At 60.3% G+C, this 16869-nt stretch carries 16 protein-coding genes and 4 pseudogenes; 7 read left to right on the top strand and 13 right to left on the bottom strand.

From position 1 onward, the window contains the following. The 3 genes from tnpC to tnpA form a co-directional block, all read right to left on the bottom strand. Positions 1 to 1367, bottom strand: a 1367-nt coding sequence (tnpC, locus tag BG60_RS35010; protein WP_034474444.1) for an IS66 family transposase, incomplete at its 3' end; no start/stop codon positions are given. 30 nt (positions 1368 to 1397) lie between these two features. Continuing rightward, positions 1398 to 1742: an IS66 family insertion sequence element accessory protein TnpB gene (gene tnpB / locus BG60_RS35005; RefSeq protein ID WP_008344807.1), complete on the bottom strand. Its 345-nt coding sequence runs from the start codon at positions 1740 to 1742 to the stop codon at positions 1398 to 1400. Further along, positions 1739 to 2155: an IS66-like element accessory protein TnpA gene (gene tnpA / locus BG60_RS40035; RefSeq protein WP_008344809.1), complete on the bottom strand. Its 417-nt coding sequence runs from the start codon at positions 2153 to 2155 to the stop codon at positions 1739 to 1741. Before tnpA ends, tnpB begins: the two co-directional genes overlap by 4 nt. 87 nt (positions 2156 to 2242) lie before the next feature. Between tnpA and BG60_RS34995 the strand changes: the two are divergent. Continuing rightward, a pseudogene (locus tag BG60_RS34995) lies at positions 2243 to 2848 on the top strand (IS30 family transposase); the annotation flags it as partial. Positions 2849 to 3101: 253 nt separating this feature from the next. Here the strand turns inward: BG60_RS34995 and BG60_RS38905 are convergent. The 3 genes from BG60_RS38905 to BG60_RS34980 form a co-directional block, all read right to left on the bottom strand. Further along, complete coding sequence (locus BG60_RS38905) at positions 3102 to 3482, bottom strand: hypothetical protein (RefSeq protein WP_008344812.1); 381 nt, start codon at positions 3480 to 3482, stop codon at positions 3102 to 3104. 343 nt (positions 3483 to 3825) lie between these two features. After that, a complete protein-coding gene (locus BG60_RS34985) occupies positions 3826 to 4134 on the bottom strand; it encodes a type II toxin-antitoxin system RelE/ParE family toxin (protein ID WP_008344814.1) in 309 nt (102 codons plus the stop codon). Next, positions 4122 to 4406: a CopG family ribbon-helix-helix protein gene (locus BG60_RS34980; protein ID WP_008344815.1), complete on the bottom strand. Its 285-nt coding sequence runs from the start codon at positions 4404 to 4406 to the stop codon at positions 4122 to 4124. Before BG60_RS34980 ends, BG60_RS34985 begins: the two co-directional genes overlap by 13 nt. A 126-nt stretch (positions 4407 to 4532) precedes the next feature. Here BG60_RS34980 and BG60_RS34975 point away from each other — a divergent pair. Beyond that, positions 4533 to 4957, top strand: a pseudogene (locus BG60_RS34975) (tyrosine-type recombinase/integrase); the annotation flags it as partial. 72 nt (positions 4958 to 5029) lie between these two features. Further along, positions 5030 to 5299: a DUF1488 family protein gene (locus tag BG60_RS34970; protein ID WP_034474441.1), complete on the top strand. Its 270-nt coding sequence runs from the start codon at positions 5030 to 5032 to the stop codon at positions 5297 to 5299. A gap of 561 nt (positions 5300 to 5860) precedes the next feature. Here the strand turns inward: BG60_RS34970 and BG60_RS34965 are convergent. Both BG60_RS34965 and BG60_RS34960 read right to left on the bottom strand, forming a co-directional pair. Beyond that, positions 5861 to 6307 carry a carboxymuconolactone decarboxylase family protein gene (locus BG60_RS34965; RefSeq protein WP_008344817.1) on the bottom strand — a complete coding sequence of 149 codons (447 nt, stop codon included), beginning with the start codon at positions 6305 to 6307 and terminating at the stop codon, positions 5861 to 5863. 194 nt (positions 6308 to 6501) lie between these two features. Next, the gene (locus BG60_RS34960) at positions 6502 to 7269 is read right to left on the bottom strand and encodes an SDR family oxidoreductase (RefSeq protein WP_008344819.1); all 768 of its coding nucleotides are present in this window, start codon (positions 7267 to 7269) and stop codon (positions 6502 to 6504) included. A 102-nt stretch (positions 7270 to 7371) separates the two neighbouring features. Between BG60_RS34960 and BG60_RS40280 the strand changes: the two are divergent. The 3 genes and pseudogenes from BG60_RS40280 to BG60_RS34950 form a co-directional block, all read left to right on the top strand. After that, positions 7372 to 8019: pseudogene (locus BG60_RS40280) on the top strand (aminotransferase class I/II-fold pyridoxal phosphate-dependent enzyme); the annotation flags it as partial. A gap of 131 nt (positions 8020 to 8150) precedes the next feature. Then, a pseudogene (locus BG60_RS38550) lies at positions 8151 to 8240 on the top strand (ABC transporter permease); the annotation flags it as partial. Positions 8241 to 8250: 10 nt separating this feature from the next. After that, positions 8251 to 8565, top strand: a complete 315-nt coding sequence (locus BG60_RS34950) for a (2Fe-2S)-binding protein (RefSeq protein ID WP_008344825.1) — start codon at positions 8251 to 8253, stop codon at positions 8563 to 8565. A gap of 406 nt (positions 8566 to 8971) precedes the next feature. Here the strand turns inward: BG60_RS34950 and BG60_RS34945 are convergent, their stop codons facing one another. Continuing rightward, positions 8972 to 9268 carry a DUF6723 family protein gene (locus BG60_RS34945; RefSeq protein WP_033535761.1) on the bottom strand — a complete coding sequence of 99 codons (297 nt, stop codon included), beginning with the start codon at positions 9266 to 9268 and terminating at the stop codon, positions 8972 to 8974. An 812-nt stretch (positions 9269 to 10080) separates the two neighbouring features. On the opposite strand from BG60_RS34945, the gene BG60_RS34940 reads away from it, so the two are divergent. Further along, a complete protein-coding gene (locus tag BG60_RS34940; RefSeq protein ID WP_008344828.1) occupies positions 10081 to 10284 on the top strand; it encodes a DUF2934 domain-containing protein in 204 nt (67 codons plus the stop codon). Between the two features lie 506 nt (positions 10285 to 10790). Here the strand turns inward: BG60_RS34940 and BG60_RS34935 are convergent. The 4 genes from BG60_RS34935 to coxB are packed head-to-tail and all read right to left on the bottom strand — an operon-like array spanning position 10791 to position 16263. After that, positions 10791 to 12116, bottom strand: a complete 1326-nt coding sequence (locus tag BG60_RS34935) for a c-type cytochrome (RefSeq protein ID WP_033535760.1) — start codon at positions 12114 to 12116, stop codon at positions 10791 to 10793. A gap of 1 nt (position 12117) precedes the next feature. After that, positions 12118 to 12597: a hypothetical protein gene (locus tag BG60_RS34930; RefSeq protein WP_008344832.1), complete on the bottom strand. Its 480-nt coding sequence runs from the start codon at positions 12595 to 12597 to the stop codon at positions 12118 to 12120. Next, a complete protein-coding gene (gene ctaD, locus BG60_RS34925) occupies positions 12597 to 15197 on the bottom strand; it encodes a cytochrome c oxidase subunit I (RefSeq protein WP_008344833.1) in 2601 nt (866 codons plus the stop codon). The genes BG60_RS34930 and ctaD overlap by 1 nt, the downstream gene beginning before the upstream one ends. Before the next feature lie 10 nt (positions 15198 to 15207). Then, positions 15208 to 16263, bottom strand: coding sequence for a cytochrome c oxidase subunit II (coxB, locus tag BG60_RS34920; RefSeq protein ID WP_034474438.1), 1056 nt, complete (start codon positions 16261 to 16263; stop codon positions 15208 to 15210). Positions 16264 to 16869 lie beyond the last annotated feature (606 nt).

Genomic DNA, 16869 nt, shown 5'->3' with positions numbered 1-16869 from the left:
CCCAACGCTACACAACGCAGGGCATTTTCTGCAAGCACATTGCTGATCTCGGCGCGTCCGTCCTCACAGTAGAACGTGAGCGCCGTCCAGTGGTTCAGCGAGTAGTTGATCGCGCCCGTAAGCGTAGACTTCTTCGACAGCGTCCCAAGCTTGGCCCTGATCGTCGATTCGAACGTGTTGAGCAGAGGCTTGCTCTTCTCCTGCCGCACACGCAACCGCTCATCGGGAGGTTTGCCGCGAATGTCAGCTTCGATGCTGTAGAGCTCGCCGATCATCTCGAGCAGTTTCTGGGTATCCGGAGTCGGCGTACGCTCGTGAACGTCGAATATGTACCTCCTCGCGTGATCCCAGCATGCCGCTTCGAAGACGTCGCCGCTTGCGTACAGCTGGTCGAAGCCGGCGTAGGCATCTGCCTGCAGGATTCCCTTGAAGTTGGCGAGGTGTGTTTGTGGATGAACACCCTTGCGGTCCGACGAGTACGTGAACCAAACTGCCGCAGGCTCCGTCGAGCCCGAGCGTCGGTCGTCGCGCACATAGACCCAGAATCGGCCGGTTGTCGTCTTCTGATTGCCCGGTGTGAGGACGGGAACCGTCGTGTCGTCGCCATGGAGCTTGCCGGCAGCGAGCACGTAGCGCTGGATCGCCTCGACCAGCACCATGCAGAGTTCAACGATCTGGCCGACCCAGCGGCCCATGCTGGCGCGATCAAGTGTCACGCCGTCGCGGGCCGCGATCTCCGACTGGCGATACAGGGGTTGGTGATCCGCGAACTTCGATACCGCGATATCGGCCAGCAGGCTTGGATGCGCGATGCTGCGCTCGATCGGCAGGCTCGGCATCGGCAGTTGTTCGATATGGCCACAGCCGGGGCAAAGCAATTTGCGCCGGATCGTGCGGATCACCTTGAATGCGGCGGCTACGCGCGCGAGCTGTTCGGAGACGTCCTCGCCCAGCGGCTGCATGGTCGTCGCGCACTTGGGGCAGAGCGGATCAGGCTCGAGTACCGTCTCCTCGCGCGGCAGGTGCGGCGGGAGCGGCTCTCGCGAAGGCGACTTGCTGGCCGGCGCGTTCGGTGTCCTGTCGCGCTCGTTACGCGCCTCGGCAGCACCCCGGCCGGCGGTCAGGTCCTCCAGCTGCGCCTCGAGCTTGTCGATCTGCCTGGCGAGTTGTTCGGACTTGCGCCCGAAGTGCATCCGCCTGAGCTTGTCGATCTGCGCCTTCAGGCGCTCGATCTCTTCATCTCGCGCGGCGAGTTCCTCCACCATCTTCGCAATCGATGCCTGGTGCTCAAGCAGCGACGCCTGTTGCGCGAGCACCATGGCACGGAGCTCGGCGACGTTATCGGGAAGCGGCGCTTGATCGGACATGCGTCGCAGTTTACGAGCCTTGCTCGCGGTTTACAACATCGAGAGCGCGGCGGTGCGTCGTGGCTGTCGCCAGTCAATGCCCTCGAGCAACATCGACAACTGTGCACTCGTCAGATGGATCTTGCCGCCATCGGCCTGAGGCCAGATGAAACGGCCTCGCTCCAATCGTCTCGCGAGAAGCCAGAGTCCGTCCTCAGTAGCCCAAAGCACCTTCGCGAGATCGCCGCGGCGCCCGCGGAAGATGAAGACGTCACCGTCCAGTGGATTCTCATCGAGCGCTGTCTGCACCTTCGCCGACAGCCCTTGGAAGCCGCAGCGCATGTCGGTAATGCCGGCAACGAGCCAGACACGCGTGCCCGCCGGCAGGCCGATCATCGGGCAAGCTCCCGAATGAGCAGCCGCAGCAACGCCGGCGAGACCTCACCGGAGATTCGAACGCGCGCACGATCAAATTCGATCTCGCAGACGTTATCGGACGGCGAGTTGGTATCGTCGGTCATGGGCGTTGCCTCCGAAGGCTCCGCGACAACGCTCACTGGAAGAAGTACCGTCGAGCTGGCATCAGGTTTCGAGGCCGCCGCCGCATGCTCTGGACATGGCGCGCCGAACACGCCTTGCAGATACTGACGCCGCCACCTGAACAGCAAATTGGTGTTGACGTCGTTACGGCGTGCAACCAGCGAAACCGAAGCCCCTGCTTCAAACGTCTGCTCGACCAGGTGCCGCTTGGTCTCTACCCGAAAGTTTGGTCGCTTGCACGTCGCGATCCGATTCAATGTCTCGTCCACTTTAGCTCCCACCAAATTATTTAGCGGGAACTAAACTACCAACGGGTTCGCTCAGCCGTCGAGAATGGCCGTCGCGAGCCGCTTACGAAGAAAGAGCTGTTGGAGCACCTGCGGCGCACCCGTGCCATGCGTCGATCACGTCATCACACGCAGAAGACTGAGGATCACGGCCGTATCCGCGATGCGGTCTCGATCAGCGAACGTCCCGCTACTGTTGAAGACCGCGCGGTTCCGGGGCATTGGGAGGGCGACCTCCTGTGCGGCAGTTGTAACAGTCAGATTGCCACGCTTGTCGAGCGACACACGCGCTATGTCATGCTCGTCAAGATTGACAGCAAGGACAGTGAAACGGTGGCTAACGCGCTCATCAAACACGCGGGGAAGCTTCCCCAGGAACTCTATAAATCCCTCACCTGGGATCGGGGCACGGAGATGGCGGGACACAAGCGGTTCACCGTTGCCACCGACGTCGCCGTGTATTTCTGCGATCCCAAACACCCATGGCAGCGCGGTTCCAACGAGAATACTAATGGGCTGTTGAGACAGTACTTTCCAAAAGGCATCGATCTATCGGCATATTCGCAAGCGAAACTGAACGCTGTAGCGAGACGGCTGAACGAGCGCCCAAGGAAGACATTGGATTACGAAACGGCAGCCGAACGATTCCATCAGGCTATTGCATCGACCGGTTGAATCCGCCGTCTGAAGTTGCCTTTCGAATGTCCATTTGGCCGACGACATGAATGACCGGATGTCGCCGTTCGGGGAATTTGCGGACGGATGTAAGAAAGCTGGGAAGCGGCCCGAGGCGCCTGGCAGGTCGCTCGCCTTGTCCACAGCTTCCGGAAACATCGCGCTTGATCCTGCGTGTTATCTACACGGTTATTCACGGTCCAAACGCACCGGTTGCCGACTCAACGTGCGTCTGCGCGCAGCCCGATGCTACTCAATGTCCCGGTCCGTTCTCCTCGATGCAGCTCAGCACGAGCGTACCGTCCGTGCCGGCCTCGGGGCTGAGCATCGCGGTATGAATTTCGGTGGCGGTGCAGCGCCACTCTGCCTGTAGATCTGTGCTGCATGAGCGCGCCGTGTAGCCGATGCTTTGCCGGTCCGGCACGTACTGGCAGGTATCGCGGCCATCGCATTGACGCGCGAGATCGCCCGTCGCATTGCCGGCCGGTGCGCCGCAGTTCGCGCCATAGGTGCCGGACAGAACAGTGATCGTCCGGGCATCCACGTTCGAAAAACAACTCAGGCCAGCAATTCCCGCTATCGCGCAAGCCCGGCCGATGCCGATTCTCCGCGCAACCGCGCTGTTTCTGTTCATGGCGCCCTCCTTGTGCTTCGAAGAACGCGTCGGCAATGCTATGACGCGTCAACGGATTTCTTCGGTAGTACGCTCGCCACGACGCAATCGCACTGCGCCCGCCGCATTCGAACACATCGCGCTGGGCAAGATCGAGCGCCTGAGCAAGCGATTCGCGCAACTTCCGCGCGCGCGAAAACGCCGGCTACGCACGGTCGCTTCGGGTGGGTGGAGACACTGCCCGCTCCCTCGACGCTCATTTCCTTGATCAAGCGCATCGCGAATACGGCGCGAAACAACTCGGGCAATGCATCGAGCTCGCGTTCCAGCAGCGCCGCGACCGTAGATGATTCTGCGCGCAAGCTTACGGAGATTCTCGTCGGTAGCGCAGTTCTCGCTGACTTCGAATCGCCACAACAAAAACCGCGTCGAACTCTAGCAACCACCGATACAGCGCCAGATAGCCATGGGCACCGTTTGAAATGACCAACTCGCGCATGCCTGGACAGTTGTCGACCGGCCGGCCGATCATCGGGCTTGACTGGAGGATGTCGAGTGCGGACACGATGTCTTCGATGCGCTCGACTGCACGCTCTGGCGTATGTTCGAAGAGAAACTCAAAGATGCGATCGAAGTCCTCGTGAATTTCCGGCGCGAGGACTATTCGCGCCATCGCTTGACCTTGGGTACTCCCGGCGAGCCGCCTGCTGCGCGCTCGCGCAGATACTCACGCATCTCGTTCCATTCGAGCCCCGCATTCGTCTCTAGCATCTTTGCTACGCGAGCATTCCCCTCGTCGAGAAACGCCTGTCGCAATTCTTCGTTCGCCACGCGCTCTGCGATGGCGTCGAGCATGAAACTGTGTGCCGTGGTGCCGGACTTGTCGGCCAGCCGGGAGACCCGCTCGCGAAGCTCTGACGGCAGGCGAAGTGTGGTGGTCGACATGGCATCCTCATCGTGCTACACATGTGCTACATCCTACGCGAGCGGGCGCAACATTGCAAATGCCACCGGTTCGCACGGCCCGTCGATGCACATATCCCATTGATTGAATTTGTGCATTTGCTATTTGACATTATGATGGAACTGTCCCGCTATCGCCAACAGCTTGGATTAAGCGTCCTGCCGTTGCCCAACGAAGACACGCCGCTTGTGCTGCTGATTGGCGCCACGGCGTCGAACGCACGCATCGAGAGGTGCGCGCCGCTTACGCGTGCGGCGCTGCACGCCATCGTGAATTGCGTCTTTACGGGCGCAGCGGCGCGCTTGCGTGAGCGAGATGAGACGGCGAGCGCGCGGGCTGATCTCCTCGAAAAAGCGTCCGCGCATTGGCTGCGGCACAGTGCCGGCTCGCATATGGCGGATCAAAAGATTGACCTGCGCACGGTGCGCGGCAACCTCGGCCACGCTTCGCTGACGACAACCAGCATCTATCTGCACGTCTACGACGATCGGCGCCATCAGGAGCCGAAGAGAAACAGCGCGTAGACTGGTGAAGCGTAGCGACGTCGCGCCCCACGCGTCGTTCTAAGCGCCTTCCGAGTCTCTGCAGTGATCCAACGCCGCTCATGAAATTGTTTGTGCCCCAACCGCACATCTCTGCCGACAAACAGACGCTCAACTTCGTCGTCGAATGGCGCAGAGAAAGCGTAACCTGCGTCATGCCGCGCCGCTGTATGCAAGTCTTTTTCTGGCTTAAGCCCGATGCGGACGATGCCCGACTGATGAGCGTATTCAGGAAAGGGTTTTGTCAAAGCGAAGCGGTCGCGCGACGCACGCTGCTGGCGCGATCAACGCGCCCTGTTCGCCTAACGGAGACTGACTTCTCGCGTGCTTAATTGCCAGCGGGTGTCCTAATGACGATCACGAATGTCGCGGAGGTGTTTACTTCATTGGTGGGTGAAGGGTTGACGATTAGTTGCGTGTCTGCGTTAGGCAAAACGACGCCTTAGCGGGGCAACACAGGACGCATCCGTCCGTATGTGCCGGCCGATTCGAACGTTGATCGGATCGTGTCGCCGGCCAGACGCACGCTGGCCGGCGTACGGCAGTTGTAAGTCCCTTCACCCTGGCGCATCCCGCCGCGGCTTACCGGAAAGCTGAGCTTATGAATGGGTCTTTACGACCCACTTCGGCCCGTCGTCATGCGTCGTCTCTTTGACCGTTCCCGGGACATACCCGTCACTTAGATTCGATCGACTCTGGTATCGTTGACCTAGGTTTGAATCCCATGAATGCAAGCCTCACTTTTACGTCCCCGATCTGCAAGGCCCTTCCACAATCAACTAGAGACAAACAGATGCATCTTTAGTGGCGGCCGAAACATCGAGCTATTTCCGTTCGCGCAAAGACATTGCACGGATCTTGTCCGACACGCGCCGTCAGACGCCGCATTGAGCTTAAGCCTTGGCAGCCACCGGCAGTCGGAATGGCGCACCGAGACGGTTGAAAGCGTTCATCGCGGCAATTGTTATCGTGAGATCGACGAGATCCTTCGGCGCGAATGCCGCTGAGGCCGCTGCATAGGCTTCATCCGAAGCGTGCGTTTCGCTTACGCGCGTCACCTCTTCGGCCCAGGCGAGAGCTGCGCGCTCCTGATCGGAGAACAGGTGCGAGACCTCGTCCCACACCGGCACCAGAGTGATCTTGTCGATGGACATCGTCTTTCTGAGATCACGACTATGCTTGTCGATGCAATGAGCGCATCGATTGATCTGGGAAACGCGGAGGAACACAAGATGAATAAGCTCCTCGGGCAGGTTGGTGCTTTTCGTCACATATTGATGGACACCCAGAAGCGCCTTTGCGCCGTCCGGGGCAATCTCGTGCCAGTTCAAGCGGGTCATCTTCGTCCTTTACCTTTCGTCCGTTGAAAAATGTCTCCTGCGCTTTGCAGGCGCAGGTCGGTTACTTCACCTTTGCGCACGGCTCGTGATGTTACGCCGACGATGCTCAGCGGAGTTTTCCTGCCGACGAAGCCGTCCGGCAGCAACGCATGGTCGCGCACGTTCCACATCAAGCCGTGAATGTCAGAGACGCATCAGGCCGTTGTCGTATCCGTCAAGCGCATACGGTCCAGCCAGTCGCCGAGAGTCATGCGGCCCTGCCGCATCCGGCCGGTCGGCACGAGCGAATTCTCGGCCATCGAGCCGCCGAAGTAGGTTGCCTTGTCGTCGGCGATCACCCTGCGTGCGTCACGCGTGGCGCGCAAATAGGTGCCGATGAACGCATGCATCGCGCCGCGCTCGGGACCGGCGATATCCACGGTGCCGTCGAGCGGCAAGCCTAGGGCGATCTCGACGATGATGGCCGCGACATCATCGGCGGCGATGGGCTGGAACTGATGCGGTGAAAGACGCACAGCGCCGTCGGCGGTGCTCAGATCGGCGATGGTGCCGAGAAACTCCATGAACTGCGTGGCACGCACGATCGAATAAGGCACGGGCGATGCCGCAATCAGCCGTTCCTGCACGCACTTCGCCGCGAAGTATGCATTGCCCTCCATTCGATCCACGCCGACGATCGACAGCGCCACATGGTGCTGCACGCCCGCTTCGCGCTCGGTCTCAATGAGATTGCGCGTCGCATCGCGGAAGAAACACATAACGGCATCGCCTTCGTACGTCGGCGGATTGGTCACGTCGATCACGACATGCGCGCCGCGCAGTGCGTCGTACAGGCCCGCGCCGGTGATCGCGTTGACGCCCGTGCTCGGCGATGCGGCGACCGCCTCATGCCCCTTCTTGCGCAACAAGGCCACAGCCTTCGCACCGATCAGCCCGGTCCCTCCGATGACGACGATCTTCATGACACACCTCGTTCAATTGGTGAAAGTGAAGTCATTGTGTGAGAATCATGACTTGGTTAAAAGGGACAAGAATCGTCGATCTGACTAGTCCAAGGATCACGCATGCGGAACCCGCAACACGCACTGAAGATCGATATCGACCGGCGCCAGACACTGCCGATCTATCTGCAGATCTGCGAGCGCTTCAAGGCCGCGATCAGGGCGAAACACCTCAAGCCCGGCGACCGCGTTCCCGCGCTGCGCGCGCTTGCCACGCAGCTCAACACGGCGCGCGGCACGGTGGAAACGGCATACGACATACTCGTCGACGAGGGCTATCTCCAGATGCGTGGCGCTGCGGGCACTTTTGTGTCGTCGTCGCTGCCGGCATCGGTTCTGAACTTGGCAGCGCCTCGGGTACGAGAATGCGCAGATGTGCCGCGCGCGGAACCGGCACTGACATAGGACTCGGCCATAAAGCCCGCCCGCTACGTCCCGGATTGCCCGCGCTGGATGCTTTCCGCGCAAAGTGTGAAGCCGCATCATCGCGCATCGGGCGCGCAGCGTAGAACTAGCCTCGCTCACTTATCCCGACCCGGCCGGCTTCGGGCGGTTCGCGAACGCGTTGCGACTTATGTGGGCATGTCACGCGGTGTCGAGTGCGCGCCCGAACAGGTGTTCGTGACGAGCGGTTAGCGCGCGTCGCTTGAACTCATTCTGCGCAGTCTCGCGAGACCAAACGACAGCGCTTGGTTCGAAGAGCCGGGCTATTTTCGCTGAAGCTCGCGCCGGTGCAGGTAGATCACGACGGAATCGGGTCACGCGGAAGAACCGCGAGGGCGCGGCCAAATTCGAGCAGCACTGGTGCGAGCGCCCGAGCCTCGTGGCGATGATCCGCCGACTCCGCGCTGGTGATCTTCATCACCGCGGGAGCGATGCTGATCCTCGACCGCGTGTACGGGCTCAACCGCATTCTGATCGGCCAGCACTGAACTCACCCTCATGAGCCACGCAACGCCTCATCATGCGCCGCAGTTTGTTCGCCTCGTCGAGCAAGACCGTGAGCGCATCTCCTTCGTTCTCGACGGCGCGCCAGCCGACGCACTCGCCGGCGACACGATTCTGACCGCGATCCTCATGCAGCAGCGTCACGTGCGGGACAGCGAATTCAGCGGCAAGCCGCGCGCCAGATTCTGCTTGATCGGCGCCTGTCAGGACTGCTGGGTACGCGATGAAAGCGGCCGGCGCATGCGCGCGTGCTCGACGCGCATCGAAGCGGGCATGCGCGTGGTCACGCACTCGGGAGAGACGCGATGAGCGCGGCTGCGCGCGTGGTGATCGTCGGCGCGGGGCTTGCGGGCACCCGCGCGGCCCAGACGCTCGTGGCGGCGGGCATTCGTCCCGTCGGCTACGGCCATGCGTGAATCCTATCCTCGGGTAGAGCTCGCTTGACGAAGCTGAGGTCGTCGAACGCGGCAAACAAGCGCAGATCGACGCGTTCTGCCGAAAAGGTCGCACTCCAGATTGCCTGTTCAAACTCATCGAGTTGATGGCGCCGGTCGGGCCCTCCGGCACTTAAACGTCGCCTTGTGTCGCGGGCGCGCGTTCTACTCGGAGGCGGGCTTGCTTTTTCGGGCGGACGAGCTGTGATTGGCACCGCTCGCCGGCGTGACAGGCGTGACGGGCTGTCTACCGGCCGTAGATCCTTGGGTTGGAGGACCGGTCAGAGTTCCGGTGAATGGAGGTCCGCTTCGACGATTTCCGTACCGCGACGCGACGCGGCCCCTCTCGCCGCCTCCTTGGTCTCGAAAGGACCAATTTCCTCGGCGCCATCAAAAGGAAAGAGCAGTCGTCCGTCCGTCACACGTACGACCTTCAATGTACCCACGAAGCGCCCGGTGGTGCCCGGACGATACGACGCGTACACGCGGTAGTCGTCGGCCGAACGACCAGGAGTCGGCTCGGGACACTTCGTTGGAAAGAAGACCAGCTTGGGCCGGCGGAGGCTATTGTTGTCCATGGCGAAAGGTACAACTCTGGCGTGTTGAGCCCTGAGTGCTTGGCTACACTAAGCAAAATCTGCTCCATGTCCATTGACGTACGAACGGAGAGCGCGATTTTCCGCCACCGATGCCAAAATTCGCGCAACTCCGAAACTCAATCGGACCGGGCATTGCTGCAAAAGCCGTCAAAGACCGATAGTCTTGCAATTCTGCAGGGAATCCGCCGAACGCCCAGCATTTCGTGACTACCCGTTGTGTTTAGTTCTCCACGTGAATCGCGCGACCTGCCCGGTGCTATGAACAAGGCAACGCATATCTGGAAAACCATTTAAGGTTTCTTCCGTCGCGTTCGACACCGTCGAAGTCAACACGGGAATGATGCCATGGTAAGCGGCTGCTTTTTCCGACGCCGCGGATGCTCTTCACCAGTCCGCATGTTTCGACGCATCCAAGCTTTCCGAAGAACAAGGAGGCGTCGGCAAGGGCCGATTCCTATTTATGCTGCGCGATGGCGTACGTTATGAATGAAATCAGCACCGCCACGACAACATGCGGACTACGAGTTGCACGTATTTGCTCGAAGAAGCTGCGATCGCAGTATCATGGTTGCATGCATGTCCGGGCAGCGCGATGATGCGCGCGCGGCCCAGGTGCGCGACAGGCGACGGCCAATGCTGACCTGACCGCACCGATCCGTAGCGAGCAGATCTCGAATTGGATAGCAATCGTTCGCGAACAAGGGACTTTAAGCAGGGCTCAAACGACGCACTCATGCGATTGCTCCTTATATCAAACGACTCTATATCGTACGAAACCCGCGAGGAACAAAATGAACGTGCCTTTCAGTGAAGAACAAGTTCGTGCGCTGGCATATCAACTATGGGAAGAAGCCGGCTCCCCCGAAGGCCAGTCCGAAAAGTTTTGGGGCCTGGCGCGCAAGCAGTTGGAAGGTACGTCCGACTCTCTTGAAAGCGGCGCTGACGCCATGTCGACGGAGTCAAAAGGATCGACGCCGACGATGCCCGAGGAGTGACTGACGCTGTCGGCGCGGCGTCGATTGCTTCGTGGTTGCGGCGACCGGAGTCTCTCGACGTCGTGCAACAGTGCGCCGCGGGTCGGTGCTTAAGTGTCAAGGGACCGCCCGGTGAGCTGCCGGACATGCACTCTCGGTCTTCCGAACTGTCACCGGTGTCTCGTTGACATTAAGGAAGGAGTGGCGGCCTCTGCCCCCCAACCGGGCGTCCGCAAGCTGCAGAACCCAGAGCAGCTAGTCGTGTGCGCGGGGCAAGTGTGCCGCGGCTCGTCAACAGGGAACCCGGCTTCGTCGTCCACAGGAAGCTCTTCATTCAGCAGGTTCGGAATCCCCCCGGCAGCCAGTATGCGTCTAGCCACGGATAGCCAGATGCCACGCTGCCTCCTCTCAAGACATCTCAATCGCGCACCAACAAATGGACGATGACGAGCCCCACGTGGTTGCAAGGGTTACGACGAGCATTTACTAAGTGTCTTCTCCGCTAGTTTGAGGCACTGCAGGCGTCTTCACTGGTGGATCGCCGATCGCAGGCGCTCTACTTCCCGGTCCGCCACCGGTGCGGCGTGATTGCCCCAAGCGCCACGAATGAAGCTCACCACCTGAGCAATTTCTGCGGACGTCAGCGTGCCGTGGAAACCGGGCATTTTTTGAGGCGCGGGTCCGGTGTCGGTTTTCGGACTCTTACTGCCTTCTATGACGATGCGCATCACCGAGGTCGGATCTTCGGCTAGCACAAGCGGATTGCCGGCGAGCGCTGCAACCTTTCCGGGCTGACCCCGTCCGTCCGCCTGGTGGCATCGTGCGCAAAACGATAGATACACGCCGGCGCCAGGACGCTCGACTTCACCGGTCGAAATACTTCGTGCCGTTTGCACCCGCGCGTGCGCGTTGTTTGAGAAACTGCCGTAGGTCTGTCGAGCCGGAAGTGACTTCAGGTAGAGGGCGATTGCCTGTAGGTCCGCTTCGGACAGATGCTGCGTGCTCTCCTCAACTACAGGGACCATGGCGCCAAATGCGATTGCACCCGAGCCGTGGCCGGTCCGCAAGAATCTAACGATGTCGTCCGCCGACCAGCGCCCGAGACCACTGCCTGGATCGCCGGTCAGATTAGGGGCGAGCCAGTGATCATTGACGCCACCAGTCAGATACCATGGTGACGCTTCGCTATAGCCGAGTTCATTGTAAGCGGGGCCTCGCGGCGTGTGACACGCACCGCAATGCCCGAGTCCCTGAACAAGATACGCGCCTCGATTCCATTGCGCGGTTTGTTCTGAACTTGTTTGGTACCGGTCGTGATTGCCGAACGCGAGGCTCCAGAACAGCATGCCCCAACGTTGATTGAATGGAAACGGCAAGTGCGTCTGCGGAGAACGCTTGGCGGCCGATGCGACGCCGTGCATCAAGTACGCGTAAAGCGCGGTCACGTCATCGTCGGTCATGTTCGCAAGCGAAGGATATGGCATCGCCGGATAAAGCCGCTTGCCGTCGCGGCGCTTGCCCTCGCGCAGAGCGTCGGCGAAGTCTCGCAAGCTATAGCGACCGATACCGAACTCGGGGTCCGGTGTGATATTGGTCGCGTAGATCGGACCGAAAGGCGAATTCACAGGCATGCCGCCGCCCAGCGGCGTATGGTCCGCAGCGTCGTGACATGCGCTGCAGTCGCCGGCTTTTGCAAGATATTCGCCTCGTGCAATCAGCTGCGGATCGAATGTCGACGGTGACTGCGCGGTAATGTTTTCGTACAAACGATCCGTCGAGCGTTCGCCACATGCACTTAGCGCCACAATCATGAGCGCATTGACAAGCCAATCTCGGGTTCTGATCGCGTTCATGTCAATGCCACTGGCTACAAGATTGGAAGAACACTTCGGCAAGGACCGTGAACCCCAGCCCGACGACAAATCCGCAGCCGATCAGCGCGCTGCACAGTGCAACGAAGCGCTTACGACTCACCTGCTCTTGATCGCGCGATGGCTCCTCGGATGACTCTGCATCCGAACGCTGTTCTTCGACGTGCTTTTGCTTGCGCCTTAGGAACACGAAGCCGTACACGGCGAGGGCGGCGCATATGGCCGCGACGGCGAAGGCAGCGATCGACGTTCCATACAACCATCCAACGAGATTCGGAAAGACAGGTTTGACACGCGGGATCGATCCAGCGGAGCAGGCTTGGGCGGAGATCGTCTCAGAGACCATCACGTGAAGCAGCCACGCGCCGGGCGTGAAGAAAAAGCCTGCACTCGCGCATAGGCCAAGAAGACGCTTCTCGCTTTGAGTGAGCGCCGACTTCTCCGCGGGCACGGGCGTTTGCATCAGTGGCCTCGCATCCAGAACGGCGTCACATACAACGACGTGAATATAAATAGCCAGACGACGTCGACGAAATGCCAGTAGAGTCCGCCGATTCGCATGGGCGCATTGCGCTCTGCGTCGAAGTACCCTAACGCTATCCATACGGCGAGCAGAACCAGAATAACGAGCCCGACGGCGACGTGGGCCATATGAAAGCCCGTAATAGTGAAATAAAGCGAACCGTAGAGATGAGCGGTAATACCGTACGGATGGTCGTGCCACTCCTTCCACTGCATGCCAGCGAAAGTGATGCCCAGCGCAATGGCGACCAACATCCAACCGAATGCTTGCCAGCGCTTGCTTTTCTTGAGCGTTCGCTCTGAGAGCCACGCGAACACGCTGCTCAAGATGAGTGTGCCGGTGCTCAGCGCGCCGGTGCCGATCTTCGGCATGCCCTCCGGCGGCCACGGGAGGGTCGTCTGCGATTGCGAGTAGAAGTAGCAGAAGATCAGATAACCGAAAAGACTGGCTTCCGTCGCGACGAGTGCCGAGACGCCCCACCATCCGCCTGAGTGCTCGCCCGCACTTCCGACCGGCAGGGCATCCTTGCTTCTGCCAGTGATCGCGGGAACTGTCTGCGCGGTTCCGGGGGGCTCGCGCTGCGCAAGCGCGCGCCGCGGCCACATCCACGCGATGAGTGTTGCGCCTGCCGCCGCGAGTGCCACAACGGTGAAAGATGGCAAGCGCAGCAGCACGCCTACAAAAACAAGTGCGCCGAAAAGTCCGAGAAAGAATGGCGACCACGCGTCCTCGGGCATCCTGAGAATGACATCGGGGCTGCCGCTGAAAGGGTGTACTCCAAGCGCCTCCCGTCCCCGATGAAGCAGGTAACCCGATGCCAGGCTCGACTGCCGCCCCTTCGGCTGAAGGCGATCCTCCCACATCGGATGCCGCGATTCGATCACCGGCAAGACTGCAAAGTTGTATGGCGCCGGCGGCGACTCGGTCGACCATTCGAGCCCAGGCGCGTCCCACGGGTTCTTCGGCGCTTCACGTCCGCGGCGTGCCGAGACGAGTGCGTTCACGACAAAGAGCAGCACGCCTAACGCAAAAATGAAGGAACCGATTGTCGTAATCAGGTTCGACGTATCCCACCCCATGCCTTCAGGATAGGTGTAGATGCGCCGGGGCATGCCGAGCAAACCCGAGATGTGCATCGGAAAAAAGCCAAGATTGAAGCCCACGAGGATGATCCAGAACGCGATCTTGCCCCATCGTTCATTCATCATCCGTCCGGTGAATTTTGGAAACCAGTAGGTGATTCCGCCGAAGACCGGGAAAACATTGATCCCCAGCAGCACATAATGCAGATGCGCCACGACAAAGTAGGTGTCGGTAAGCTGCCAGTCGAGCGGCACTGCGGCCGTCATCACGCCGGAGACGCCGCCAATGACGAACATCAGCACAAAACTCGCGAAATAGAGGAACGGTACAGCGAAAACGGGCCGTCCAGTCCATATCGTCGCGACCCATGCAAACACGGCGACCGCGCTTGGAATCGAAATGAGCAAGCTCGCCGCGCCAAAGAAGGCCAGTGCCAGGGGCGTGATCCCGGTTGCGAACATGTGATGGATCCACACTTCGAAACCGACGATCATCGTCCCGACGGTAGCCATCGCTACGGCCGCGTACGCGACGAGGGGACGACGGCAGAAGGTCGGCAGGGCATCCGAGACGATGCCCATAGCGGGCAGCACGACGACGTAGACCCACGGATGCGCGAACATCCAGAACAAGTGCTGCCAGAGCAGCGGCCGGCCGTCGCTCGCCACGTCGAAGAAATGCGTACCAATATTGCGGTCCATCCACAGCAGCAGGAACGCCAGACTCACCGACGGCACGGCGAAAAGATTCGCGAACGAAATAGTCAGCGTGCCCCACACGATAATCGGCAGCCGGTCCACGGACATGCCGACCGCGCGCATGCGAAAAAGCGTGACCACAAAATTCACTGCCCCAACGGTCGTCGAGATGCCCAGCAGCACCATACCGAGGGAATAGACATCGATATTTATTCCCCGGCTGTACTCCAGGGATGAAAGCGGCACATAGTTGAACCAGCCGGCGTTGGGCGCCTGCCCGAACGGAAAGCTGCCATAAAGGAAGATGCCGGCAAAGAGAAAGACCCAATACGAAAGCGCGTTCAGACGAGGAAACGCCATGTCGCGAGAACCCAACATGAGCGGCCACAGGTAATTCGAGAAGCCGCTGAGCACCGGAAGCGCATACAAGAAGATCATCGTAACGCCGTGCATCGTGAAAAGCTCGGCGAACTGGCCAGGTGTCACCAGTGATTCGTTGGGCTGTGCGAGCTGCAGCCGCATAACAAGCGCTTCAATTCCGCCCAGCAAAAGAAACAGGAAGGCTGTCACGATGTAGCGCAAGCCGATCTTTTTGTGATCGACGGTTGTAATGAAACCGCGCCAACCCGCATCGCCTTCCCAGATCTCACGCAGACGCTTTTCGGCCTCCGACCCCTGAGGGACGCTGCCAAACTCAGGCTCGCGTCGGAAGGCGACCCGATGGGCCTGCGCAGCGCTTCGATCACCGATAGCGGCCATCGTCTGTTCCTTACTTGAGAGTAGCGAGGTAGGCCGACAAGTCGCTCGCTTCAGCGGGCGCGAGCTTCATGTCGGGCATGAGCGTGCCGGGCTTGATTTCCTGGGCGTGCTGGATCCAGTCGATCAGGTTCTCCGGTGTATTGATGACGCTTCCTGCCGCAAGCAGCCGACGCGACAACACGTGGGTGAGATCGGGCGCCTGAACGCCGGCGGCTTTGCTGCCGCGAACCGTATGGCATCCCGCGCAGCGTTCTTCGAAGAGCTTCCTCCCTCGTATCGCTTGCGCTGTCGACGGTGCGCGTGCTGCCCTCATTTGCGCGGCGTACCAACGGTCATAGTCCGGCTGCGGCTGTGCGTACACCTCGAACGCCATATGGGCGTGCTGTACACCGCAATATTGCGTGCATTGGCCTCGAAAAATCCCCGGGTGGTCCGCCTGAATCCACTGCCGGTTTGTGATACCGGGAATCGTCTGCGTCTTGCCCGACAAGTCCGGCACCCAGAAAGCGTGAATGACGTCGGCACTTTTCAGCAGCACGAGCACCGGCACGCCGGATGGAATATGCAACTCATTGGCCGTTGAGAAGTGGCTCCCGCCCTCTCCATAGTCGACTTTCCACCACCAATCGTAGGCAGTAACCGCCACAGTCAACTCTGGCGCATTTGGCGGGTCTGCGACCTCCGCGAGCACAGAAAGCATATAGACGGCAATGCCGAAAAGCGCAATGGTGGAGAGCAAGGAGCCAACAAAGACCAAAGGCAGCCCACCCTCGGAGACGAGCGCTCGCGCGTCCGGTTGCTTCCTGCGCCGAAACATGCCGATGAGAAGCATTCCGGCAATGATCGCGCACACGAGCACGCATATGGTCGCAAGCGTCCATCCGAGATAAATGACTGGCTGTGCAGCGGGCCCCTTGCTGCGCAGAAAATACGCGAGCGGCGTCGACGCTGCCGCCAGAGCGTCTGCTTCGCGCGAAGGCGCTTCGGCGCCGAGGGCGTCGAGATGATAGAGCGCGGCAGAGAGCAAGGCTCCGACCTGCACAACCGACACGAGAACATGGCGCACCACGCTGTCTCCTGGATCTTCGGACCGAAATCGCTTGAATGCACTTCCGCCTTCTTCCTGCGCCCGATCAATGCCAGATTTGGCTGCGTCGGCTTGCTGAGCGCAGAGCAACTGCTATTCCAATTCTTGGTCGCGCGACGCAACCGGTGCACACGTCATACGACTCACCCCAAATGATATGTATCACGCTGTGATATTTCTTCAAACGCTTGCAAAGTTTGCTGGGGCGTGCGCGAACGGTTCGCTGACGTGAGCTTGGCGCGGCTTGCACACCTGACGTTAGCGCTAGCAGCGGTGTCGGCTGATCGACAAGAACATGTAAGGCGCGCGGTGCACGGCAGTAACGATGTGCAGCAGCTCTCGCATTTTCGACAGGTCCTGAGCACGCAGCTGCAGCAATCCGAGGCGCTAACGCAATCGTCCGGGATCACCGCGCTTCGAAAGTCTCTAATGGTTCACGGCGGCAGCACGCCAGGACGCTCATGGGCCACGATCGGGGAGCTCGCCGAGCGTCTCCAGGCCCCCGCTAAACGAACCGCTGTGTTGGTCCCGCTGCGAGCGCGCACAGCTGTTGAACGCACGCTGCGGGCAAAGATCTTCGCCGTG

Origin of the sequence: Caballeronia zhejiangensis, from assembly GCF_000698575.1 — a bacterium.
Classification (GTDB): Bacteria; Pseudomonadota; Gammaproteobacteria; order Burkholderiales; family Burkholderiaceae; genus Caballeronia; species Caballeronia zhejiangensis.
Note: the sequence above shows the minus strand (reverse complement) of the source record. Positions and strands in the feature narration are given on the sequence as shown.

Bases quoted from the DNA above. Each gene is read 5' to 3' on its own strand.
- tnpB (WP_008344807.1), bottom strand. From the start codon at position 1,742: ATGATCGGCCTGCCGGCGGGCACGCGTGTCTGGCTCGTTGCCGGCATT.
- BG60_RS38905 (WP_008344812.1), bottom strand. From the start codon at position 3,482: ATGAACAGAAACAGCGCGGTTGCGCGGAGAATCGGCATCGGCCGGGCT.
- BG60_RS34985 (WP_008344814.1), bottom strand. From the start codon at position 4,134: ATGGCGCGAATAGTCCTCGCGCCGGAAATTCACGAGGACTTCGATCGC.
- BG60_RS34980 (WP_008344815.1), bottom strand. From the start codon at position 4,406: ATGTCGACCACCACACTTCGCCTGCCGTCAGAGCTTCGCGAGCGGGTC.
- BG60_RS34970 (WP_034474441.1), top strand. From the start codon at position 5,030: ATGAAATTGTTTGTGCCCCAACCGCACATCTCTGCCGACAAACAGACG.
- BG60_RS34965 (WP_008344817.1), bottom strand. From the start codon at position 6,307: ATGACCCGCTTGAACTGGCACGAGATTGCCCCGGACGGCGCAAAGGCG.
- BG60_RS34960 (WP_008344819.1), bottom strand. From the start codon at position 7,269: ATGAAGATCGTCGTCATCGGAGGGACCGGGCTGATCGGTGCGAAGGCT.
- BG60_RS34950 (WP_008344825.1), top strand. From the start codon at position 8,251: ATGAGCCACGCAACGCCTCATCATGCGCCGCAGTTTGTTCGCCTCGTC.
- BG60_RS34945 (WP_033535761.1), bottom strand. From the start codon at position 9,268: ATGGACAACAATAGCCTCCGCCGGCCCAAGCTGGTCTTCTTTCCAACG.
- BG60_RS34940 (WP_008344828.1), top strand. From the start codon at position 10,081: ATGAACGTGCCTTTCAGTGAAGAACAAGTTCGTGCGCTGGCATATCAA.
- BG60_RS34935 (WP_033535760.1), bottom strand. From the start codon at position 12,116: ATGAACGCGATCAGAACCCGAGATTGGCTTGTCAATGCGCTCATGATT.
- BG60_RS34930 (WP_008344832.1), bottom strand. From the start codon at position 12,597: ATGCAAACGCCCGTGCCCGCGGAGAAGTCGGCGCTCACTCAAAGCGAG.
- ctaD (WP_008344833.1), bottom strand. From the start codon at position 15,197: ATGGCCGCTATCGGTGATCGAAGCGCTGCGCAGGCCCATCGGGTCGCC.